The sequence below is a fragment of the Pseudomonas sp. NPDC096925 genome, assembly GCF_044762545.1.
GTDB lineage: Bacteria > Pseudomonadota > Gammaproteobacteria > Pseudomonadales > Pseudomonadaceae > Aquipseudomonas.
In genome coordinates, this window is the sequence record NZ_JBIWEM010000001.1 from 1,201,211 (window position 1) to 1,223,113 (window position 21,903).

A 21,903-nucleotide genomic window follows, 5' to 3' on the forward strand; every position below is an offset into this window, starting at 1 on the left:
CCCTGCCAGTATTGTCTGATTGGCATGCAGGGGTTAGGTTGCAAGGCTCATTTCAAGGAAGATGACCGATGAAACGGACCCTACCTCTGGCATTCGCCTGCGCGCTTTTCCCCCTGCAAGCCTGGTCGGCGCTGGAAGTCGGCCAGTTCACCCTGGGCATGCCCAAGCCCCAGGCCATTGCCATTCTGCAGCAGCAGTTCGATGAGGTTGAGCATTTCACCGGCTATCACTACCAGGTGCCTACCGAGTTCTTTCAGGGGAATGACCCGAAGGGCAATTACAACCTGGGCGGTATTGCCATCACGCAAGTGAAGGCATCGTTCAACGAGGCCGACCAGCTTCGCCAGGTGGAGGTGCGGCTGGCCAGCACCGACGAGGCGCGGGTCCAGCAACTGTTGCCGATGACCAGGCAGGCCAAGCCTGTGCCGAATAGCGGCGGCCGGCTCGAGGCGTTTTCCGCGGACGGCGAACTGGTGTATTGGGTGTCCAAGGACCGGGACTGGACGGTGGTGACCATCGCCGACAAGGCCAGCTCGGAGAAGAACATCAAGGCGCGGGCCGAGAGTGACAAGCGCTCTGCTCAACTGAACCGCAAGTTCGACAAGCTGATCGAGACGGCCAAGGCAGTGGAAGGCAAGCACTGATCGACAAAGCCGTGCAGCCTTGAAGCCTTGCGCATACCATGCATTCATGGGACTGCACATAACTCATTGAATTGGCAGGGACCCTGTGGGAGCGGCTTTAGCCGCGAACACCGGCGCAGCCGGTGCCATGCACCGCGTTGGATTCTTCGCGGCTAAAGCCGCTCCCACAGGTTACGCGGGCCGCTTGCGAATTCAGTTCTCTAAGCGACAGCGCAGCAGAATAAGGCCAGAAACAGCCCGCGTCGGTTTCAGGATGCGCCTGGTCGTTCGCACGCAACCCCTCGACGCCACAAGTGCCATGCTTGCAGGATGCCTTCGGACCAGCGCGCGCAGACGTGCGGCCGTAGGCAAGGAGGCCGCTGGCACCACGCAACCGTGACGTGGCCGGCGCGCCGCAGCAGAACACGCCGGATACCTGCCCTCACAACAATTCAGGCAGGGTCCGTGATGCCGAGGTCCGCTGTATGCCTGATGAATTGCTCCACCTGCCTGTGATCCACCGCATTCTGGCCCGTGACAAGGATACCCCCGGCGCCCTGTTGCCGATCCTGCATGCCATCCAGCACGACATCGGCTACATCCCCGATGCCGCTGTCGCCGAAATTGCCCATGCCTTGAACCTCAGCCTGGCCGAGGTGCGTGGGGTGATCAGCTTCTACCACGATTTCCGCACCACGCCACCGGCGCGCCACACCTTGCGCCTGTGCCGCGCCGAGTCGTGCCAGAGCCGGGGCGCCGAGGCACTGGCCGCACAACTGCGCGAACAGCTGGCGCTGGACGACCATGGCACCAGCGCCGACGGTGCCATCAGCCTGCGTCCGGTGTACTGCCTGGGCGCCTGTGCCTGCTCGCCAGCGCTGGAACTGGACGGCCAGGTGCATGCGCGCCTTACCCCTGAGCGCCTGCGCGCACTGGTCAACGCTTGCCGGGAGGACGCAGCATGCTGAAGCTGTATATCCCCTGCGATTCGGTAGCCCGTGCCGTGGGTGCCGATCAGGTCGCCGATGCCTTGCAGCGCGAGGCCGAGCGCCGCCAGCTGCCGCTGGACATCCAGCGCACCAGCTCCCGCGGGCTGTACTGGCTGGAGCCGTTGCTGGAGTGCGACAGCGCGCAAGGGCGCCTGGGTTTCGGCCCGCTCACCCCGGAAGATGTGCCGTCCTTGCTCGACGCCTTGACCGGTGAGCCCGGCGAACCCGGAGGCCACTCGCTGGCGCTGGGGCCGGTCGAAGACATCCCTTACCTCAAGACCCAGCAACGCCTGCTGTTCGCCCGTGCCGGCATCACCCGCCCATTGTCGCTGGACGACTACCGCGCCCATGGCGGTTTTGCCGGCCTTGAAGCGGCCGTGGCCCTGGACGGTGCCGAAGTGGTCGCCGCCGTGCTCGATTCCGGCTTGCGCGGCCGCGGCGGTGCGGCGTTCCCGGCCGGCATCAAGTGGCGCACCGTGCGTGACGCCGGGGCCGGGCAGAAGTACGTGGTGTGCAACGCCGACGAGGGCGACTCCGGTACCTTCGCCGACCGCATGCTGATGGAAGGCGACCCGTTCCTGCTGATCGAGGGCATGATCATTGCCGGCCTCGCCGTGGGGGCCGACAAGGGCTACATCTATGTGCGCTCGGAATACCCCGACGCCATCCGCGCGCTCGACCAGGCCTTCGCCATCGCCCGCGACGCCGGCTACCTCGGCAGCGACGTGGCCGGCAGCGGCCTGGCCTTCGACCTGGAAGTGCGGGTCGGCGCCGGCGCCTATATCTGCGGCGAAGAAACCGCACTGCTCGAATCCATCGAAGGCAAGCGCGGCATCGTCCGCGCCAAGCCTCCGCTACCGGCGCTGCAGGGCCTGTTCGGCCTGCCGACGCTGGTGCACAACGTGCTTACCCTGGCCTCGGTCCCCATCATCATGGCCAAGGGCGCGGCGTTCTATCGCGACTTCGGCATGGGCCGCTCGCTGGGCACCATGCCGTTCCAGCTGGCCGGCAACATCCGCCAGGGCGGCCTGGTGGAACGCGCCTTTGGCCTGACCCTGCGCGAGCTGGTGGAAGGCTATGGCGGCGGCACGGCCAGTGGCCGGCCGTTGAAGGCCGCGCAGGTCGGTGGCCCGCTCGGTGCCTGGGTGCCGCCCAGCCACTTCGACACGCCGCTGGACTATGAAGCCTTCGCCGCCATGGGCGCGATGCTCGGCCATGGTGGTGTGGTGGTGGCTGACGACACCCTGAACATGGCCAGCATGGCGCGCTTCGCCTTGCAGTTCTGTGCCGAAGAGTCCTGTGGCAAGTGCACCCCGTGCCGCATCGGCTCGACCCGGGGCATGGAAGTGGTCGACCGGCTGATCGCCACCAGCGACATGACCGAGCGGCATGACCAGGCCCTGTTGCTGCGTGACCTGTGCGACACCATGCAATACGGCTCGCTGTGTGCCATGGGCGGCATGACCGCTTACCCGGTGGCCAGCGCCCTCAAGTACTTCCCTGCCGATTTCGGGCTGACCCACACGGAGGCCGCACAGTGATCAATTTCTTCGACCCCGCTTCTGATAAAAGCAGCGACCTCGGCACCCCGGCCCGTGACAGCGAGGTACAGGTCAGCCTGAGCATCGATGGCCGTGCCATCACTGTGCCCGCCGGTACCTCGGTGATGCGTGCCGCGGCCATGCTCGGCACCAGCATCCCCAAACTGTGCGCCACCGACAGCCTCGAAGCTTTCGGCTCGTGCCGCATGTGCATGGTGGAAATCGAAGGCATGCGCGGCTACCCGGCCTCCTGCACCACCCCGGTCAGCGAAGGCATGGTGGTGCACACCGAAACGCCGCGTCTGGCCGGCCTGCGCCGCAACGTGATGGAGCTGTACATCTCCGACCACCCGCTGGACTGCCTGACCTGTTCGGCCAACGGCAACTGCGAGCTGCAGACCGTGGCCGGCCAGGTGGGCCTGCGCGAGGTGCGCTACGGCTACGACGGCGCCAACCACCTGGCCGAGAAAAAGGACGTATCCAACCCGTATTTCGACTACGAGCCGAGCAAGTGCATCGTCTGCAGCCGCTGCGTGCGGGCCTGCGAGGACATCCAGGGCACCTTCGCCCTGACCATCACCGGGCGCGGCTTCGAATCGCGGGTGGCAGCGGCGGGGGGGGAAAACTTCCTCGCTTCCGAGTGCGTGTCGTGTGGCGCCTGCGTGCAGGCCTGCCCGACCGCGACCCTGACGGAAAAGAGCCTGGTGCAACTGGGCCAACCCGAGCGTGCGGTCATCACTACCTGCGCCTATTGCGGCGTCGGCTGCTCGTTCCGCGCCGAAATGAAGGGCGACCAGCTGGTGCGCATGGTCCCGGACAAGAACGGCGGTGCCAACCACGGCCACGCCTGCGTCAAGGGCCGCTTTGCCTGGGGCTACGCCACCCACCCGGACCGCATCACCAAGCCGATGATCCGCAAGCGCCTGGAAGACCCGTGGCAGGAAGTCAGCTGGGACGAGGCGGTGACCTACGCCGCCAGCGAGTTCCGCCGCATCCAGCTCAAGTACGGCCGCGACTCCATCGGCGGCATCACCTCCAGCCGCTGCACCAACGAAGAAGCCTACCTGGTGCAGAAACTGGTGCGCACGGCGTTCGGTAACAACAACGTCGACACCTGCGCACGGGTATGCCATTCGCCTACCGGCTATGGCCTGAAGCAGACCCTGGGCGAGTCGGCCGGTACGCAAAGCTTCGACTCGGTGATGCAGGCCGACGTGGTGCTGGTGATCGGCGCCAACCCTACTGACGCCCACCCGGTATTCGGCTCGCAGCTCAAGCGCCGCCTGCGCCAGGGCGCGCGACTGATCGTGATCGACCCCCGGCGCATCGACCTGGTCGATTCGCCGCATGCCCGCGCCGAGCTGCACCTGCAACTGCGCCCGGGCACCAACGTGGCCATGCTCAATGCGTTGGCCCACGTGATCGTCACTGAAGGCCTGCTGGCCCAGCGTTTCATCGATGCCCGCTGCGAAACCGAGGATTTCGCCCGCTGGCGCGACTTCGTCAGCCAGGCGGAAAACGCCCCCGAAGTGCTTGGCCCGGTCTGCGGCGTGCCTGCCGAGCAGATCCGTGCCGCCGCCCGCCTGTATGCAACCGGCGGCAACGCGGCCATCTACTACGGCCTGGGCGTCACCGAGCATAGCCAGGGCAGTACCGCGGTGATGGGCATCGCCAACCTGGCCATGGCTACCGGCAACATCGGCCGTGAAGGGGTAGGGGTGAACCCGCTGCGCGGGCAGAACAACGTGCAGGGCTCGTGCGACATGGGCTCGTTCCCCCACGAACTGCCCGGCTACCGGCACATTTCCAACGAGGGTGTGCGCGCCGAGTTCGAGCGTGCCTGGGGCGTGACCCTGCAGCCCGACCCGGGCCTGCGCATCCCCAACATGTTCGAGGCGGCGCTGGACGGCAGCTTCAAGGCCCTGTACTGCCAAGGCGAGGACATTGCCCAGAGCGACCCCAACACCCAGCACGTCACCGCGGCCCTGCTGGCCATGGAGTGCGTGGTGGTGCAGGACATCTTCCTCAACGAAACGGCCAAGTTCGCCCATGTGTTCCTGCCGGGCAGCTCGTTCCTGGAGAAGGACGGCACTTTCACCAATGCCGAGCGGCGCATTTCGCGGGTGCGCAAGGTCATGGAACCGCTGGCCGGCAAGGCCGACTGGGAGGCGACCGTGGCCCTGGCCAATGCCCTGGGCTACCCGATGAACTACCGCCACCCGTCCGAGATCATGGACGAAATCGCCCGCCTGACGCCCACCTTCCACCGCGTCAGCTACGCCGAGATCGACCGCCATGGCAGCCTGCAGTGGCCGTGCAACGACGCCGCGCCCGATGGCACGCCGACCATGCACATCGACCAGTTCGTGCGCGGCAAGGGGCGCTTCATGCTCACCGGCTACGTGCCCACCGACGAGAAGGTCAACACCCGCTACCCGCTGCTGCTGACCACCGGGCGCATCCTCAGCCAGTACAACGTCGGCGCCCAGACCCGGCGCACCGCCAATGTCGCCTGGCATGACGCCGACCGCCTGGAAATTCACCCGACCGACGCCGAAAGCCGTGGCATCCAGGATGGCGACTGGGTCGGCATCGGCAGCCGTGCCGGGCAGACCGTGCTGCGCGCCAAAGTCAGCACGCGGGTGGCGCCGGGGGTGGTGTACACCACGTTCCACTTCCCTGAATCGGGGGCGAACGTGATTACCACCGACAACTCCGACTGGGCCACCAACTGCCCTGAGTACAAGGTGACGGCGGTGGAGGTAGTGAAGGTGTTCCAGCCTTCGCAGTGGCAGAAGCGCTACCAGGACTTCAGTGACGAGCAGCGGCGCTTGCTGAAGGAACGCCGTATTGCGGAGAAAACCGAGGTGCGCCGATGAGCAGTGAGAACCTGGTCAAGATGGCCAACCAGATTGCCCATTACTTTGACAGCGAGCCAGACCGGGCGCTGGCGGTGCAAGGGGTACGGCAGCATCTGCAGAGCTTCTGGACGCCGGCAATGCGCCGGCAGCTGGCGCAATGGGCCGAGGCCAATGCAGGGGAGGGCCTGGACCCGAAGGTGCGGGAGGCGTTGGCTTAGAGGTTTCTTGTAAGAAATCCCTGTGGGAGCGGGTTTACCCGCGAATGCGTCGTTGGACTTACCGCCGCCTTCGCGGGTAAACCCGCTCCCACAAGGCCCTGCAATTTCAAGGAATCCTGTGTCCGCAAATTCAGCCGCGGGCCAATTCCGCCTGGTGGGCAATTGCCTCCTCGCTCTTGAGCACCAGCACATCCCCTTCCAGCGAATCCAGCACCACTTCCGAGGTATTGCCAATCAACGCCCCGGAAATCCCCGTACGGCACACGGTGCCGATCACCGTCACCACCGCATCGAGCTTCTGCTCGGTATACGGGATCAGTACATCAGCCGGCCCTTCGGCCACATGCAGGCACTCGTCGCTGATGCCGTACTCGGCCTGGAATGCCTTGCACGCCTCGCGGTAACGCTTCTCGATGGTTTCGGTCAACTGGTACACCGGGTCCGACGCCGACAGCATCGGCGAGGGATGGGCGCTGATGACGTGCAGCTCGCCCTTGGCCAGTTTGGCAATCTCGAAACCATGGTCGATGATGCTGGCATGCAGGCGGCGGTGGTCCTCGTCCTGGTTGCCTACGTCCACCGCGGCCAGGATCTTGCCGCCGGTCCACGGCCGCTCGCTCTTGACCATCAGCACGGCACACGGGCACTGGCGCAGCAGCTTCCAGTCGCTTGGGGTGAGCAGGGCCTTTTTCAGCGGGTTGTCCGGGCGGTGCTCCTTGATCACCAGCTCGCAGCCCTCGGCCTGCTGCACGTAGATGATGGTGTCGTGCAGGTTGTCGCGCCAGGCCTCTTCATGGGTGACGTTGTCGTACCCGTCATCATGCAACTGGCTGCTCAGCAGGCTCAGCAGCGCGCTGTGGTCATGCCTTCTGTCGCACATCAGCAGGTGCAGGCGCGCGCCGGTGAGGCCGGCGATCAGCTTGGCCCGGGTCAGTGCCCGGCTGTGGGCGTGCTCGGGGTCGAGAACGACGAGGATGCTGCGGACGGCTTGCATGGGCGTTAGCTCCCTTCAAAGGTGGCGACCAATGCCTGACTATAGTCGGCGCTTCCCCCGCTGGCGCTTGATGTACATCAAGCATAGTCACTGGCGCCGCCCGCCGCCGCCGGTATAATCGCCGGCCCTGCCTGGTTCAATGTGGTTGCACGCTCATGTCCCTGATCCCCGAAATCGACGCCTTTCTTGGTTGCCCGACGCCAGATGCCTGGATCGAAGCGGCGCTCGCCGACCAGGAAACCCTGCTGATCGACCACAAGAACTGCGAATTCAAGGCTGCCAGCACCGCCCTGAGCCTGATCGCCAAGTACAACACCCACCTTGATCTGATCAACATGATGTCGCGCCTGGCCCGCGAGGAGCTGGTGCACCACGAGCAGGTGCTGCGCCTGATGAAGCGCCGTGGCGTGCCGCTGCGCCCGGTGTCGGCGGGGCGTTATGCGTCTGGGCTGCGGCGCCTGGTGCGCGCCCACGAGCCGGTCAAGCTGGTGGATACGCTGGTGGTGGGGGCATTTATCGAGGCGCGCAGCTGCGAGCGCTTTGCCGCGTTGGTGTCGCACCTGGATGAGGAACTGGGCCGCTTCTACCACGGCCTGCTGAAGAGCGAAGCGCGCCATTACCAGGGTTACCTGAAACTGGCGCACAACTACGGCGATGAGGCAGACATTGCCCGCCGGGTGGAGCTGGTGCGCGCAGCGGAGGTGGAGCTGATCCAGTCACCGGACCAGGAGCTGCGCTTCCACAGCGGTATCCCGCTGGCACAGGCCGCCTGATTCGCACCAGGCGGCCCTGGCGTCAGTGACGACGGCCCAGCAGCAGGCCGGCTACCAGGCCGAGGCCCGCGGAAATGGCCACGGTCTGCCACGGGTGGCCACCGATGTAGTCCTGGGTAGCCTCCACCACCGGTTGCGCCCTGCTGCGTACCTTGCTGGCGGCATGGCGCGCCTGGCGTAGCTTGAGGCTTACCTGCGCGCGCAGGGTTTCGGCCTCGTCACCCACCAGGGCGGCACTGTCGTTCAGCAGCTTTTCCGATTCTTCGATCAGCGCCTGCAGTTCGCTGAATACCTGGTCCTTGATCTGATCGCTGTCGGCCAGCGTGGCGTTTTTCCGGGCCATGAACTCGTCCTCGTCGAAGGTGTGGTTTGAACAATGGATGCCGGCGCGTCGGGAAAGTTGCGGCGGCTTTGGGCTGTTGCTGTACCTGGGTGTAAGATAGCGGCCATTTTCAAATCTGCAGGTACCTTCATGAGTTTCAATCTGGCCAACATGAGCTTCGAGGAACGGGCGCAGATCGAGGCAGAGAAGGCCCGGCTGTTCGAGCTGTGGCAGAACAACCTGGGCAAGGCCAAGGGCGAAGCGGCGCGGTTGATCGCCGAAAAGCCACGGCGCAAAGGCAAATGGGCCGAGTGGGTGCGCGCCGAACTGGATGGCATGTCGCCGCCCGAATACGCCAACATGGTGCGCAGCGAAGTCAACAAGCTGATGGCCGCGGCCAGCGCCAACCGTTGATCACACCCCGCCGGGCGCTTACCAGGAGGCGCCTTTGGGCAGGTCCAGCCTGCCCTCGTCGGTGAAGCGCACGGTCCCCAGCAGCCCGCCGGCCAGCTTGCCGCGCAGTACATAGGGCAGGCCCTGCAGCGAATCCACATGGCCCAGCCCATAGGCCTGGCGCAGGAAGGAAAACGCCGTGATGCTCACCGGCACCACGATCACTGCTTCGCCATAACGGCCAATGTGCCCCTGCTGGTCGCTGACCCCGGCAGCCAGCGGCTGGCCGTTCACTTCCAGGTTCAGGGCGATGCCGTTGTAGTCGATGGGCGCCTCGTTGGGGTTTTGCACCCGCATCTTCACCGCCATGCGCAGTTCCAGCTCCTGGCCGGGTAGCGGCTCGATACCGATCACGCTGATATTGACCGGGTCGCGTGCCTGGAACAGCGCGCAGGCCCCCAGGCCGTAGGCCATCAGCAGGACCAGGAACAGGCGGGCGTAGCGTTGCAGACGGGCAGCCATGGGTTGCGACCTTGCCAGAGTGGGCGAATGGGCAGTGTGGCAAATGCGCGTCGGCGTTGAAAGTCTCCCTCCATATGAAAGATACTGTTTCTCATTAACGCCCGATAAACTTTCCTACTGGCTGTTCCCAAACCCATGCTGACCTCACCCGTGTCGGGCCTGCTGGCGAGTTTCCAGGAGCACTACGACGACCTGCTGCAGTTCCTGACCCGGCGCATGAGCGACCGCCAGCGTGCTGCCGACGTCGCGCAGGAAACCTACCTGAAGCTGGTGAACATCGACCAGCAGGCAGTGCCGGTGCTGCACGCGCGCAGTTTCATCTTCCGCGTGGCCGGCAACCTGGCGATCGATGCCTTGCGCCGCGAGCAGCGCATTGCCGCCAGCCACGACGATTGCGAGCGGGCAGGTGAGGTGGCCTGCCCGGCGCCGGCACCCGAGGCGGCGTTGCTGGCCCGGGAGCGTCTGCAGATTCTCGACCAGGCGCTGCTGCAACTGCCCGACAATGCCCGCCAGGCGCTGTTGCTCAACCGCGTCGAAGGCCTGACCCAGGCGCAGATCGCGCAACGCCTGGGGGTTTCCGAAAGCATGGTGGCGAAATACATCGGCCAGGCCCTGCGCCATTGCCGAGGCTGGCTCAAACAGGCGGGGGTGGCTGCTGCGCTGGTGTTGGCCGTTGGTGTGGCGGGTTGGCAGCAGGCGCCGGTGCTGCTGGCGGATTACCGCACCGGGGTGGGGGAGCGGCAGGTGGTGACCCTGGCCGATGGCACACGGGTGACGCTGAACAGCGCCAGTGCCCTGAGCGTGGTGTTCAGCGACCGTGAGCGGCGGGTGGTGCTGGCGTCTGGCGAGGCCTTGTTCGAGACCACCGATGATTCACGGCCCTTTGTGGTCGATACGGCCGGTGAGCGGGTGCAGGGGCGTGCGGCCACCTTCAGCGTGCGTCGCGATGGCCGCGTGGTATTGGCACAGGGTGAGGCCAAGGTTGGCGAGCATGAACTGGCAGTAGCGGCCGATGCCGGCACGCAGATGGCCTGGCAGCGCGGCAAGCTGATCTTCAACGGCAAGCCGCTGGGGCAGGTGCTGGCGGAGCTTGAGCGTTACCGGCATGGGCGCATTGTGCTGTCGGACAGCAAGCTCGCGGCGATGGAGGTGAGCGGGGTGTTCGACCTCGATGAGCCGGAGGCCCTGTTGCAGACACTTGAACAGCGCTATGGGCTGAAGGTGACCTACCTGCCGTGGCTGGCCGTGGTTCATTGACTCGCCTGTGTCGGCCCCTTCGCGGGCTTGCCCGCTCCCACAGGTATTCCACAGATCTTGAATCCTGTGGTGTACCTGTGGGAGCGGGCAAGCCCGCGAAGAGGCCGGCACAGAAATAAAAATATTTTCCATTTGGCACTGCAAGTTCCTGCCAGCCAGATCGTCGTAGAGGGACTGATCAGCAACCCATTCTCATTTACGACTTGTCAGGAAGCTCATTCGTGCCTCTGATGCTCAAGCCCTTGCACCGCCGCCGCGGCCCTCTTCACCATGCCCTGATGTCCTGCAGTGCCCTGGCCATGCTGGTCGGCCCGCTGCAGGCGTCGGCCTCGACCGCCACCGAACAGGCCCAGACCCAGGCTCGCCAGGTCCAGCTCGACCTGCCAGCCCAGCCGCTGGACCATGCCCTGACCACCTTCGCCGACCAGGCCGGCCTGCACCTGCTGTACACCACCGGCGATGTCGCCGGCCAGGCCAGCCCGGCCTTGCAGGGCAGCTACAGCATCGAGCAGGCCCTGCAACAGTTGCTGGCCGGCACTGGCATGAGCTGGCACTTCAGTGATGCCCGCACGGTGACCCTGCGTAAGGCCGACGCCGCGCCGCAAGCGGTCAACCTCAAGCCGATCGAGGTCAGCGTGGCCTCGCGCACCAGCACCGCGATCAGCGAAATCCCCGGCACCGTGTGGGTGGTCGACCAGCAGCAGTTGCGCGAGCAGATCGACAGCGGCGTCAGCCTGAAGGAAGCCATCGGCAAGCTGGTGCCAGGCCTCGACCTGGCGCCGGAAGGGCGCACCAACTACGGCCAGAACATGCGCGGGCGCAACGTGCTGGTGATGATCGACGGGGTCAGCCAGAACAGCTCGCGCGGCCTGTCGCGGCAGTTCGACAGCATTTCGCCGTTCAACGTCGAGCGCGTCGAAGTGCTGTCCGGTGCCAGTGCCATCTACGGCGGCGGCGCCACCGGCGGCATCATCAACATCGTGACCAAGAAGGGCGAACCCGGCCCGGCGCGCTTCGAGACCCAGCTCGGTGCCAGCAGCGGCTTCAACAACAGCGATGACCTGGCCACCCGCTTCGCCCAGTCGGTCAGCGGCGGCAACGAGCGGGTCAATGCCCGGCTGGGGGTTTCCGGCGAGCAGAACGAAGCCTTCTACGACGGCGCCGGCGACCAGATCTTCATCGACAACACCCAGACCGACCTGCAGTACAACCGCACCATCGACGTGCTCGGTACCTTGGGGATGCAACTGAACGACCAGCAGAGCCTCGACCTGCTGGCCCAGTACTATGACTCGGGCAACCACGGCAGCACCGGCATCTACTTCCCCCACCTGAACTACAACGCCCCGTCCGACCTGGAAGACGCCGAGCTGCGCAGCGGCTACTCGTCAGACCTGGAGCCGCGTACCCGGCGCCTGCTGCTGAACGCCAACTACCACCACACCGACGTGCTGGGCCAGGACTTCTACCTGCAGGCCTCGTACCGCAAGGAAGACGACAACTTCTACCCGTTCCCGTACTACAACCGCGCCACGCCCACCGGCTCGCGCGGGGTGTACTTCGCCGCCTCGCAGCAGAACTTCGAGGTCACCAGCCTCAAGGGCCTGTTCGCCAAGCAGTGGGATACGCTGAAGCTGACCTACGGCGTCGACCTGGACCGCGAGCGCTTCAACGCCGAGCAGACCACTTTCAACGCCCAGACATCGTCCGAGTCGGGTGGGCTGGAGCTGGAGAAGGACAGCAAGGCCGCCCGCTACCCCAGCTACCGGGTCGATGGCGTGTCGGTGTACGCCCAGCTGGACTGGCATGCCACCGATAACCTGACCTTGTCCGGCGGCGCCCGGCGCCAGCAGATGGACGTGGACGTCAGCGACTTCAAGGGCGTGCCGGGCGGCAGCAACGATTACCAGGTCAACCTGTTCAATGTCGGTGCCATCTACGACTTCAAGAATGGCCACCAGGTATGGACCAACTACGGCGAAGGCTTCGACCTGCCCGACCCGGCCAAGTACTACGGCAAGCCTGGCCTGAGCGTGGCCGACAACCCGCTGGCCGGCATCAAGAGCCGCCAGGTGGAGCTGGGCTGGCGCTATGCCGACCTGGACTGGGACGCCCAGGCGGCGCTGTACTACATCTGGTCGGACAAGATCATCAACGTCGATTCGCAGACGCTGACCATCAATGTGGAAGAGCAGAAAAGCCGTGACTTCGGCTTTGAAGGCGCGCTGACCCGGCACTTCCAGACGGGTTGGGAAGCCGGTGGCACCCTGCACCTGACCCGCTCCGAGGAAGAAGCTGTCGATGGCGGCTGGATCAAGCGCGATGCCCGCTATGCCTCGCTGTCCAAGGCTACCGCGTTCGTCGGCTGGAAGGGCGATGGCCGCAGTGCGCGGCTGCAGGCCAACCATGCCTTCAGCCTGAAGGACGATGCCGACCACGAGATCGACGGCTACACCACCTTCGACCTGCTGGGCAGCCAGGATACCGGCTTCGGCACCTTCAGCGCCGGCATCCAGAACCTGCTGGACAAGCAGTACAGTACGGTCTGGGGGCAGCGTGCGACGCTGTTCTACTCGCCAACCTACGGGCCGGCGTACCTGTATGACTACCAGGGGCGTGGACGCACCTACACCCTGACCTGGAGCATGGCTTACTGATGGGTGTTGTCTGTCCCGGCCTCTTCGCGGGTAAACCCGCTCCCACAGGCACGGCGCAGCCCTAAGGCTGTGTGAGAACCCTGTGGGAGCGGGTAAACCCGCGAAGAGGCCAGGTCAGGCAAACGCCGCCAGCAAATCCTGCGCAAACGCCTGCTGTGCCTCGCCAACCGCCTGCGCCCGGTGCCTGGCCAGGGTAAACGGCACCACAAAGTCCAGCCCCGGGTCCAGCGCCCACAACAGCCCTTCAGCCTCCCACCCCTGTGCGCAATGGCACGGCAGATAGCCAATATGCCGCCCCGACAGAATGAACGTCAGCACGCTCTCGATCTGCTCGGCCACCGCCATGCTGCGCTGGCTCTGGAACGGCTCGCCGCCCTTGAGCAACCGGTACGGATGGCGCACCTGGTCCATCGCCAGCAACCGCTCCCGCCCAACGCCAGCCTCACCGAACAGCACATGCCCCTTGCCGCAATACAGCCGTTGCCGCTCCTCGAACAGCGGCTGGTAATCGAAGGCTGCCTGGTTGCCGGAAAAGTAGCTGATGGCGTAATCCAGCCGCTGCTCCAGCAACAACCGCTCCAGCTCTGCCGGCGGGGCACTGATCAGTTCCAGCTGCACCGCCTCCTCGCGCCTGCGAAACGCCGCAATGGCCGCCGCCAGCTTCAGGCTTACCGCCTTGTCCTGGTGCTCCGCCATGCCGATCCGCACGGTCCCCAGCAGCCGCCCGGCAACGCCATTGGCCTGCTGGCGAAACTGCTCGATGTTCAGCAGCAACCCACGGGCGGCGTCCAGCAACAACGCGCCTTTTTCCGTCAGGTGAAAACCACCCTTGCCGCGGCTGCACAGGCGGTAGCCCAGCCGCGTTTCCAGCTGCGCCATGCGCTGGCTGATGGTGGGCTGACTCAGGCCCAGCACGCCTTGCGCGGCGCTGAAGCCACCGGCCTCGACTACAGTGACGAACAGCCGCAGCAGGTGCAGGTCGGGGTCGTGCACTTGTCCGAGCATTACATTGCTCCTGATGAATGTCAGCTTTGCAAACTTGCCATTCCTGCAATGTAACCCGGCTGGCATGCTCGCGGCATCCACCCATTTGCCGAGGTGTCCGCCATGCGTCGATCGTTGTGCCTGCTGTCCCTGGTCCTGGCCTTGCCGCTGCAGGCCGAAGAAAAGGTCGTCAACCTCTACAGCTGGGCCGACTACGTCGCCCCGCAAACCCTCCAGCGCTTCGAGCAGGAAACCGGCTACAAGGTCCGCTACGACACCTTCGACACCACCGAGGTACTGGAAACCAAGCTGCTGACCGGTGGCAGCGGCTATGACGTGGTGGTGCCGTCGTCGGCCGTGCTGGCCCGGGCGCTCAAGGCCAACGCCCTGCAACCGCTCGACCCCCAGGCCATGCCCGGCTACGCCAACCTCGACAAGGACCTGTTGGCCAAGCTCGCCGAGGCCGACCCCGGCAACCGCCATGCCGTGCCCTACACCTGGGGCACACTGGGCCTGGGGGTGAATGTGGAGGCCGTGCGCCAGCGCCTGGGCGATGTGCCGCTGGACAGCCTCGACCTGCTGTTCAAGCCCGAGTACGCCAGCCGGCTGAAGGACTGCGGCATCGCCATGCCCGACTCGCCGCAGGAGGTGATCGGCGTGGCCCTGAACTACCTGGGCAAGGACCCTTACAGCCAGAACAAGGACGACCTGGCCGCCGCGCAGAACCTGCTGAGCCAGCTGCAGCCGTCGATCAGCTACGTCGCCAATGGCCGACAGATCAGCGACCTGGCCAACGGTAGCGTGTGCCTGGCGCTGACCTACAACGGTGATGCGGCGATGGCCGCCGACCAGGCGCGCCGCGCCGGCAAGCCGTTCGAGCTGATCTACCGCATCCCCCGCGAAGGCACGCTGGTGTGGCAGGACAACCTGGTCATCCCCAAGGACGCCCCGCACCCCGAGGCCGCGCGGGCGTTCATCGCCTTCATGCTCAAGCCCGAGTCGGTGGCCGCGCTGACCAACACGCTGTTCTTCGCCAACGCCAACCAGGCGGCCACGCCGCTGGTGGATGAAGCGGTGCGCAACGACCCGGACATCTACCCGCCGGCCGCGGTGCGCCAGCGCCTGTATGCCGACCGCAGCATGGCCCTGGCCGACCTGCGCCAGCGCAACCGCCTGTGGACCGCGTTCCGCAGCCGCCAGTAACCCATGACGACAAAGGAGCCCGACCGTGGAGCAAGCAGCAAACAACGACCAGGCCATGACCCGCGACAGCCTGTATGGCACCGCTGCGGAAAGTACCTACGCCGGCATTACCAGTTTCTCCCGCCGCCGCTACAGCCGTGACCTGCGTGGCGTCGATGTGGTGGTCAGCGGTGTGCCGTTCGATACTGCCACCAGCAACCGCCCTGGTGCGCGCTTCGGCCCACGGGCGATCCGCGCCGCTTCGGTGCAGCAGGCCTGGGCCCGGCACTGGCCGTGGGCGTTCGACCCGTTCGACCACCTGGCGGTGATCGACTATGGCGATTGCGCCTTCGACAGCGGCACCCCGCAGTCGGTACCGGACAGCATCGAGGCCCATGCCACGCATATTCTGCAAGCAGGCTGCGCCATGCTCACCTTGGGCGGCGACCATTTCATCAGCTACCCGCTGCTCAAGGCCCATGCCCGCCGCCATGGTCCGCTGGCGCTGATTCACTTCGATGCGCACAGCGACACCTGGCCGGACGAGGAAGGCCAGCGCATCGACCACGGCACCATGTTCTGGCATGCGGCCCGCGAAGGCCTGGTGGACCCGGCCAGCTCGGTGCAGATCGGCCTGCGCACCACCAATGACGACAGCCAGGGTTTTGCCATCCTCGACGCCCGCCAGGTGCACCGACAGGGCACCGAGGCGGTGATCGCGGCGATTCGCCAGCGGGTGGGCGAGCGGCCGGTGTACCTGACCTTCGATATCGACTGCCTCGACCCGGCCTACGCGCCCGGTACCGGCACGCCGGTGTGCGGCGGGTTGAGCACGGTGCAGGCGCTGGAGATCCTCGGCGGGCTGCGCGGCATCAACCTGGTGGGCATGGACCTGGTGGAGGTGGCGCCGGCCTATGACCATGCCGACATCACCGCGCTGGCGGGGGCCACCCTGGCGATGGAAATGCTGTGCCTGTATGCGGCGCGGCACAAGGTGGACAAGGGCCAGTAACCTGGGGCCGCTTTACGGCCCATTCGCAGCACAAGGCTGCTCCACAGGGAGCGGCCTTGTATCGCTAAAGGGCTGCGCAGCAGCCCCCAAGGCCCATACTGAAACATCAGGAATCATCTCCACCCATATTCACACTTTTGCCGCGAACCCTCCGCGCCTTAGGCTATCAAACCCACCAGGCGCGGCATTTTCGTACAGGAGGTGAAGCATGACCCCGACATTGCCCATCCTGGCCCTCGGCCTGGCCCTGTACCTGCCTGTGCAAGCGGCCCCCGAACCGCCCTTGCAACTCGCCGCCGGCAACAACAACCCCTACAACAGCCCGATCCAGCGCGCCAACCCCAATAGCCGCCAGGGCAGCATGCCGGCCACACCGCCGGTGCGCGGCCCGTCCACCGACCCGTACCAGCGCACGCCAACCCTGGACAACCGCGGCATCGGCAACGGCGACAACCTGCGCCGCCAGCAGCAAACCCCGAACCTGGAGCCCACTCGACCACCCCGCGGCAACCCGCGCGCGCCGTGACCGCCCTACGAAAGGAATCCTGCATGCTTCGAGCACCCTGGCTTGTCACTCTGACCACCGCCGCACTGCTGCCCCTGCTGGCGCAGGCGGCGGCCGAACAGCAGTTCCGCAGTGAAGAAGGCACCTTGACCGTCAGCACAGTGGCCGATGGCCTGCGCAACCCTTGGGCCCTGGCATTCCTGCCGGGCGGCAAGGACATGCTGGTCACCGAGCGCGCCGGCAACTTGCGGGTGGTCAATGCCGAAGGCAAGGTCGGCCCGCCGATCAGCGGTGTGCCCAAGGTCTGGGCCGAGGGCCAGGGCGGCCTGCTGGATGTGGTGCTGTCGCCGGAGTTCGCCAAGGACCGCACTGTCTACCTGTCCTACGCCGAAGAGGGCAGTGATGGCAGGGCCGGCACAGCGGTCGGTCGTGGCCAGTTGTCCCAGGACCGCGCCCGGCTGGAAAACTTCAGCGTGATATTCCGCCAGCAGCCCAAGCTGTCGGAGGGCAACCACTTCGGCTCGCGCCTGGTGTTCGACCGCGACGGCTACCTGTTCATCGCCCTTGGCGAGAACAACCAGCGCCCGACTGCCCAGGACCTGGACAAACTGCAAGGCAAGATCGTGCGTATCTTGCCGGACGGCGAGGTGCCCAGGGACAACCCCTTCGTCGGCAAGGACAACGTGCGGCCAGAGATCTGGTCGTTCGGCCACCGCAACCAGCAAGGCGCCGCGCTCAACCCCTGGACCGGCAAGCTGTGGACCCACGAGCACGGCCCGCGTGGCGGCGACGAGATCAACATTCCCGAGCCCGGCAAGAACTATGGCTGGCCGATTGCGACCCACGGCATCAACTACTCGCTTCTGCCCATCCCCGAGGCCAAGGGCAAGCATGTGCAGGGCATGGTCGACCCACACCATGTGTGGGAGAAATCGCCAGGCATCAGCGGCATGGCGTTTTACGACAGCCCCACGTTCAAGGCCTGGGACCACAACCTGTTCATTGGTGCGCTGGCGACCCAGGAGCTGATCCGCCTGCAGCTGGATGGCGACAAGGTGGTGCATGAAGAGCGTTTGCTGGGTGAGCTGAAGGCGCGTATCCGCGATGTACGGGTGGGGCCGGATGGCTACCTGTATGTGCTGACCGATGACAAGGACGGCGCGCTGCTCAAGGTAGGCTTGGGCGACGCCTGATTACTTACTGCCGTACGCGGCCCCTGTGGGAGCCTTTTGAATTTGGGGCAGACGGTTGTTCCTGCGAGGTCCGCGGGGTGTCAGCCGTGTAGAATGCCGCATGGCTATCGATCCCCATTCCCTCTACCAGCAGGCCCTGAGCACCCAGGGTTATGTCGCCGACCCTGCCCAGGCCCGTGCCGTCGAGGCCTTGCAGGCCTGTTTCCAGGCTGTCGAGCAGGGCCGCCCCACCCGGGGTATCTACCTCTGGGGCCCGGTCGGTCGCGGCAAGACCTGGCTGATGGACCAGTTCCACCGCTGCTTGCGGGTACCCAGCCGGCGTCAGCATTTCCACCACTTCATGGCCTGGGTCCACCAGCGCCTGTTCCAGCTCAACGGCACCGCCGACCCGCTGCTGGCGCTGGCCGGGGAACTGGCCGGGCAGATTCGCGTGCTGTGCTTCGACGAGCTGTTCGTCAACGACATTGGCGACGCGATCATACTCGGCCGCCTGTTCCAGGTACTGTTCGACCAAGGCGTGGTGATTGTCGCCACCTCCAACCAGCCACCCGAGCAGCTCTACCGTGACGGCTTCAACCGCGAGCGTTTCCTGCCGGCCATCGCCGCCATCCAGCGGCACATGCAGGTACTGCCGGTAGCCGGCGAGCAGGACCACCGCCTGCACCCCGGTGCCGAGCGCCAGCGCTACTGGGTGGCGCAAGCGGGGCAGGCCAGCCAGCTGGGCGAGGTGTTCCGCCAGCTTAGCCCGAGCGATGCGGGCCACGATCAGCCCTTGGCCATCGGCTCCCGGCAGGTGCAGGTGGTGCGGCGCAGCGCGCAGGCCATCTGGTGCCGCTTCACCGACCTGTGCGAACAACCCTTGGCGGCCATGGAGTTCATGGCCCTGTGCGACCGTTTCCCGGCCATCCTGGTGTCGGGCATTCCTGCGCTGGGTGGGGAACAGCGGGCCGGGCGCATTGCCCGTGGCACCGAGGATGCTGCGGCGCGGGTGGTGGCGGGCGACCGCGAACTGCCGGCGCTCTCGCCCAAGGACGACGCGGTGCGCCGCTTCATTGCCCTGGTCGACGAATGCTACGACCGCCGCGTGGCGTTGTACCTGGAGGCACAGGTGCCGCTGGATGCCCTCTACACTCAAGGGTATCTGGCGTTCCCGTACCAACGGACCCTGAGCCGGCTACGGGAGATGCAACTGCAACGCTTCGCCTGAAAAGGAGCCGAACCATGGAGCCGCTGTCGCATCATCTGCTGACCCAGGCCTACAACAATGGCTGGGCCAACCACCGCCTGTACAAGGCCTGCCTGCAACTGACCCAGGACGAGTTCGTCGCCCCGCGCTGCAGCTTTTTCCCGTCGATCAAGGCCACCCTCAACCACTTGCTGACGGTGGACTGGTTCTACCTGCACATGCTCGAGTGCGAGCAGCGCGGCGAACTGCCTGACGCTGACGGCGAGCGTTTCTTCGAGCCGGAACAGCCCTTCGCCACCTGCACCGACCTGCATGCCGAGCAGGCCCAGGCCGATCACCGGCTGATCACCTATTGCCGGGGCCTGCGCGATGCTGAATTGGGGCGCTATGTGAACATCGTGCGCCCCGAGCGGGTACAGCGCGAGCAACGGCTGCGCCTGCTGGCGCACCTGTTCGAGCACCAGGTGCATCACCGCGGGCAGGTGCATGCGATGCTCAGTGATACGGCGGTGAGGCCGCCGCAACTGGATGAGTTTTTCTGCGAGGAAGAGGCGGGGTTGCGGGCAGGGGATTTTGCCGAGCTGGGCTGGACAGAGGAGCAGGTCTGGAAAGTGTAGGGGCCTCTGTGGGAGGCGTATGTCGTGAGATGTTCGGCGCCTGTGAGATCGAGCGCCGCCCGCGCGGCGCATCGCGAGCGAAGCTCGCTCCTACATCTGTTTCGGGCCAGTATCGCCTGTGCCAGCGCGCGCGACCGCCTTGTTTGTACCACCCGATATCGAGTCATGCGCCAAAGCGTTCGCGCGCAAATCCCACAGGAATAATTGGCCCGAAACAAACGTAGGAGCGAGCTTCGCTCGCGATGCGCCGCGCGGGCGGCGCTCGATCTCACAGGCGCCGAACATCTCACGACATACGCCTGTCAGCCCAACAGGTTTTACCAGGCGTGAAACCAGCCCAGGGTGACCATCGTCAGCACCGCATAGCGCCCGGCCTTGGCCAGGGCCACAAGCAGCAGGAAGCGCCAGAACGGCTCACGCATGATGCCCGCGATCAGCGTCAGCGGGTCGCCGATCACCGGCATCCAGCTGAGCAGCAGAGACCATTGCCCCCAGCGCTGGTAGCGCTGCTGCGCGCGCTCCAGCTGGGCAGGGCTGAACGGAAACCAGCGCTTGTCACGCAGGTGCTCGATGGCCCGCCCCAGCACCCAGTTGACCACCGAGCCCAGCACATTGCCCAGGGTAGCCACCAGCAGCAGGGTGGCCCAGGCCTCGGGCTGGCGCAGCAAAAGACCGACCAGCACAGCCTCCGATTGCAGCGGTAGCAGGGTGGCGGCGCCGAAGGCGCTGAGGAACAGCGCCCACAGGCTGAGCATCAGTAGTTGGCAACCACGGTGTCCTTGCCGTCCTGGGTCACGCCGATGACCTGGTAGGCATCCTTGTGGTCACCCATTTCCATGCCGGGCGAGCCCATGGGCATGCCTGGTACGGCCAGGCCCTTGAGGTCGTTGCGCTTGGTCAGCAGGCGCACCTGCTCGGCCGGCACGTGGCCTTCGACGAACTTGCCATCGATCACCCCGGTATGGCACGACGCCAGGCGTGGTGCCACGCCCAGGCGTTGCTTGACCTCGCTCATGTTCGGCTCGACATGGTCGTTGACGGTGAAGCCGTTGTCGCGCAGGTGGCTGATCCAGGCCTTGCAGCAGCCGCAGTTGGGGTCGCGGTAGACGTCGATGGTCTCGGCGGCCTGGGCCAGGCCGGTGACGGCCAGCAAGCCCAGGGTCAGCAAGTGTTTATGCAGCATCATGAAGCACTCCTTTGGAAACACAGGTGGACACCAGTGACCAGGCCTGCACCTTGCTTGCGTCCGGCGTCGTTGCGGCCCGAGGTTCGGTCCAGTATCCAGCGGTTGGCCAGCAGCATAGCGCAAGTGGCCCCCAGTCGCAGCGCGGCCGGTTTATCTGCCAGGTACTGGTTCCGGATGCCGGCCCGCCAGCATGCGGGCTAACGTTTGGCCGACCTATCCGAGAGCCTGGTTGATCATGACCCTACCACTGGACTGCCTGTTGTACTCCAAGACCAATCTGATTGGTATCGGACCAAACCTGTCTGAAGAGGAGCGCCTGGACGTGCAAACGTTGCTGGACCATGCCGACGAGTTCGCAAGCCGCTTCCTCGACCGGGACGAGCTATGGAAGAGTTGGTTCGACCGCTTCCGCAATCGCCTGGAGAAACATGGCTGCGTAAGGACGGCCGCCCTGGAGTTACCGCCCCAGGTCATCAGGGACCATGACGACTTCGATACCAGGCTCGGGCCCATCGGCACAGGCAGCACACCGACGCTGTTGGCCCAGCTGGCGCGTGCGTCCATGCAGGAATTGCGAATCAGTGCACACGCCAGGAAGTTTTTGCAGTCTGGCTGGCAGGACGACGTCGCCTCATCGTTTCTGATAACCCCCTGCCAGAAGGACGAGACCGGCCAGATCCATCTGGCGGTCTACGCCTTCCGTTTCAACGGCACCGTCGAGTTACGGGACTTCGGATTCTGGAGCGAGACCCAGCGTGACATCGTCGTGTGGAACACTGGTACTGCTTACCGTTTCGATGTGGAACGGTTTGCCGCTTTTCGTCAGCAGATCCGTAAAGAGTTGGGCGCCCGACGGCTTGGCGCCGTTACCAGGATTGAACTCTAGCC

Annotated in this window: 22 protein-coding genes; 16 read left to right on the top strand and 6 right to left on the bottom strand. The window is 65.5% G+C overall.

The genetic code is table 11. The annotated features are described in order from the left end of the window. Positions 1–68: 68 nt before the first annotated feature. The 5 genes from ACIQYU_RS05730 (at position 69) to ACIQYU_RS05750 (ending at position 6,232) form a co-directional block, all read left to right on the top strand. Entirely contained in the window at positions 69–644 is a 576-nt protein-coding gene (locus ACIQYU_RS05730; protein ID WP_207831649.1) for a hypothetical protein, read from the top strand. 464 nt (positions 645–1,108) lie between these two features. Further along, positions 1,109–1,591, top strand: coding sequence for a formate dehydrogenase subunit gamma (locus tag ACIQYU_RS05735; RefSeq protein ID WP_015269625.1), 483 nt, complete (start codon positions 1,109–1,111; stop codon positions 1,589–1,591). Continuing rightward, the gene (locus tag ACIQYU_RS05740) at positions 1,585–3,153 is read left to right on the top strand and encodes an NADH-ubiquinone oxidoreductase-F iron-sulfur binding region domain-containing protein (RefSeq protein ID WP_333957965.1); all 1,569 of its coding nucleotides are present in this window, start codon (positions 1,585–1,587) and stop codon (positions 3,151–3,153) included. Before ACIQYU_RS05735 ends, ACIQYU_RS05740 begins: the two co-directional genes overlap by 7 nt. Beyond that, complete coding sequence (gene fdhF / locus ACIQYU_RS05745) at positions 3,150–6,032, top strand: formate dehydrogenase subunit alpha (RefSeq protein ID WP_233688184.1); 2,883 nt, start codon at positions 3,150–3,152, stop codon at positions 6,030–6,032. The genes ACIQYU_RS05740 and fdhF overlap by 4 nt, the downstream gene beginning before the upstream one ends. Continuing rightward, the gene (locus tag ACIQYU_RS05750; protein ID WP_233688185.1) at positions 6,029–6,232 is read left to right on the top strand and encodes a formate dehydrogenase subunit delta; all 204 of its coding nucleotides are present in this window, start codon (positions 6,029–6,031) and stop codon (positions 6,230–6,232) included. The genes fdhF and ACIQYU_RS05750 overlap by 4 nt, the downstream gene beginning before the upstream one ends. Positions 6,233–6,362: 130 nt before the next feature. On the opposite strand, the gene ACIQYU_RS05755 is transcribed toward ACIQYU_RS05750, so the two are convergent. Then, entirely contained in the window at positions 6,363–7,226 is an 864-nt protein-coding gene (locus ACIQYU_RS05755; protein WP_284382739.1) for a universal stress protein, read from the bottom strand. A 155-nt stretch (positions 7,227–7,381) separates the two neighbouring features. Here ACIQYU_RS05755 and ACIQYU_RS05760 point away from each other — a divergent pair, with 155 nt between their 5' ends. Continuing rightward, a complete protein-coding gene (locus ACIQYU_RS05760) occupies positions 7,382–7,999 on the top strand; it encodes a tRNA-(ms[2]io[6]A)-hydroxylase (protein WP_402798497.1) in 618 nt (205 codons plus the stop codon). A 22-nt stretch (positions 8,000–8,021) separates the two neighbouring features. Here the strand turns inward: ACIQYU_RS05760 and ACIQYU_RS05765 are convergent, their stop codons facing one another. After that, positions 8,022–8,342: a YqjD family protein gene (locus ACIQYU_RS05765; protein WP_207831642.1), complete on the bottom strand. Its 321-nt coding sequence runs from the start codon at positions 8,340–8,342 to the stop codon at positions 8,022–8,024. Positions 8,343–8,471: 129 nt separating this feature from the next. On the opposite strand from ACIQYU_RS05765, the gene ACIQYU_RS05770 reads away from it, so the two are divergent. Next, entirely contained in the window at positions 8,472–8,735 is a 264-nt protein-coding gene (locus ACIQYU_RS05770) for a hypothetical protein (protein ID WP_025338356.1), read from the top strand. 18 nt (positions 8,736–8,753) lie between these two features. Here ACIQYU_RS05770 and ACIQYU_RS05775 read toward each other — a convergent pair whose 3' ends face one another. Continuing rightward, a complete protein-coding gene (locus ACIQYU_RS05775) occupies positions 8,754–9,236 on the bottom strand; it encodes an LEA type 2 family protein (protein WP_207831640.1) in 483 nt (160 codons plus the stop codon). Positions 9,237–9,371: 135 nt separating this feature from the next. Between ACIQYU_RS05775 and ACIQYU_RS05780 the strand changes: the two genes are divergently transcribed. Beyond that, on the top strand, positions 9,372–10,493 hold the full coding sequence (locus ACIQYU_RS05780) for a sigma-70 family RNA polymerase sigma factor (RefSeq protein WP_207831639.1): 1,122 nt from the start codon (positions 9,372–9,374) through the stop codon (positions 10,491–10,493). 230 nt (positions 10,494–10,723) lie between these two features. Beyond that, positions 10,724–13,150 carry a TonB-dependent receptor gene (locus ACIQYU_RS05785; protein WP_402798537.1) on the top strand — a complete coding sequence of 809 codons (2,427 nt, stop codon included), beginning with the start codon at positions 10,724–10,726 and terminating at the stop codon, positions 13,148–13,150. A gap of 114 nt (positions 13,151–13,264) precedes the next feature. Here the strand turns inward: ACIQYU_RS05785 and ACIQYU_RS05790 are convergent, their stop codons facing one another. Next, the gene (locus ACIQYU_RS05790) at positions 13,265–14,155 is read right to left on the bottom strand and encodes a LysR family transcriptional regulator (RefSeq protein WP_207831637.1); all 891 of its coding nucleotides are present in this window, start codon (positions 14,153–14,155) and stop codon (positions 13,265–13,267) included. Positions 14,156–14,257: 102 nt separating this feature from the next. Here ACIQYU_RS05790 and ACIQYU_RS05795 point away from each other — a divergent pair, with 102 nt between their 5' ends. The 6 genes from ACIQYU_RS05795 to ACIQYU_RS05820 all read left to right on the top strand — a co-directional run bounded on the left by ACIQYU_RS05795 (position 14,258) and on the right by ACIQYU_RS05820 (position 19,829). After that, complete coding sequence (locus ACIQYU_RS05795) at positions 14,258–15,337, top strand: extracellular solute-binding protein (protein WP_063913944.1); 1,080 nt, start codon at positions 14,258–14,260, stop codon at positions 15,335–15,337. Positions 15,338–15,362: 25 nt separating this feature from the next. Then, positions 15,363–16,328, top strand: coding sequence for an agmatinase (gene speB / locus ACIQYU_RS05800; RefSeq protein ID WP_063913945.1), 966 nt, complete (start codon positions 15,363–15,365; stop codon positions 16,326–16,328). Between the two features lie 208 nt (positions 16,329–16,536). Further along, a complete protein-coding gene (locus ACIQYU_RS05805; protein ID WP_063913946.1) occupies positions 16,537–16,854 on the top strand; it encodes a hypothetical protein in 318 nt (105 codons plus the stop codon). Between the two features lie 23 nt (positions 16,855–16,877). Further along, entirely contained in the window at positions 16,878–18,026 is a 1,149-nt protein-coding gene (locus ACIQYU_RS05810; RefSeq protein WP_207831631.1) for a PQQ-dependent sugar dehydrogenase, read from the top strand. A gap of 100 nt (positions 18,027–18,126) precedes the next feature. Then, on the top strand, positions 18,127–19,233 hold the full coding sequence (zapE, locus tag ACIQYU_RS05815; RefSeq protein ID WP_233688188.1) for a cell division protein ZapE: 1,107 nt from the start codon (positions 18,127–18,129) through the stop codon (positions 19,231–19,233). 14 nt (positions 19,234–19,247) lie between these two features. Further along, positions 19,248–19,829: a DinB family protein gene (locus ACIQYU_RS05820; protein ID WP_207831627.1), complete on the top strand. Its 582-nt coding sequence runs from the start codon at positions 19,248–19,250 to the stop codon at positions 19,827–19,829. Between the two features lie 317 nt (positions 19,830–20,146). On the opposite strand, the gene ACIQYU_RS05825 is transcribed toward ACIQYU_RS05820, so the two are convergent. Together ACIQYU_RS05825 and ACIQYU_RS05830 are read right to left on the bottom strand one after the other, a co-directional pair. After that, on the bottom strand, positions 20,147–20,584 hold the full coding sequence (locus ACIQYU_RS05825) for a YqaA family protein (protein ID WP_207831624.1): 438 nt from the start codon (positions 20,582–20,584) through the stop codon (positions 20,147–20,149). After that, positions 20,584–21,012, bottom strand: coding sequence for a DUF411 domain-containing protein (locus ACIQYU_RS05830; RefSeq protein WP_402798539.1), 429 nt, complete (start codon positions 21,010–21,012; stop codon positions 20,584–20,586). The genes ACIQYU_RS05825 and ACIQYU_RS05830 overlap by 1 nt, the downstream gene beginning before the upstream one ends. Before the next feature lie 238 nt (positions 21,013–21,250). Between ACIQYU_RS05830 and ACIQYU_RS05835 the strand changes: the two genes are divergently transcribed. Then, entirely contained in the window at positions 21,251–21,901 is a 651-nt protein-coding gene (locus tag ACIQYU_RS05835; RefSeq protein WP_207831622.1) for a hypothetical protein, read from the top strand. The last annotated feature ends 2 nt before the right edge of the window (positions 21,902–21,903 follow it).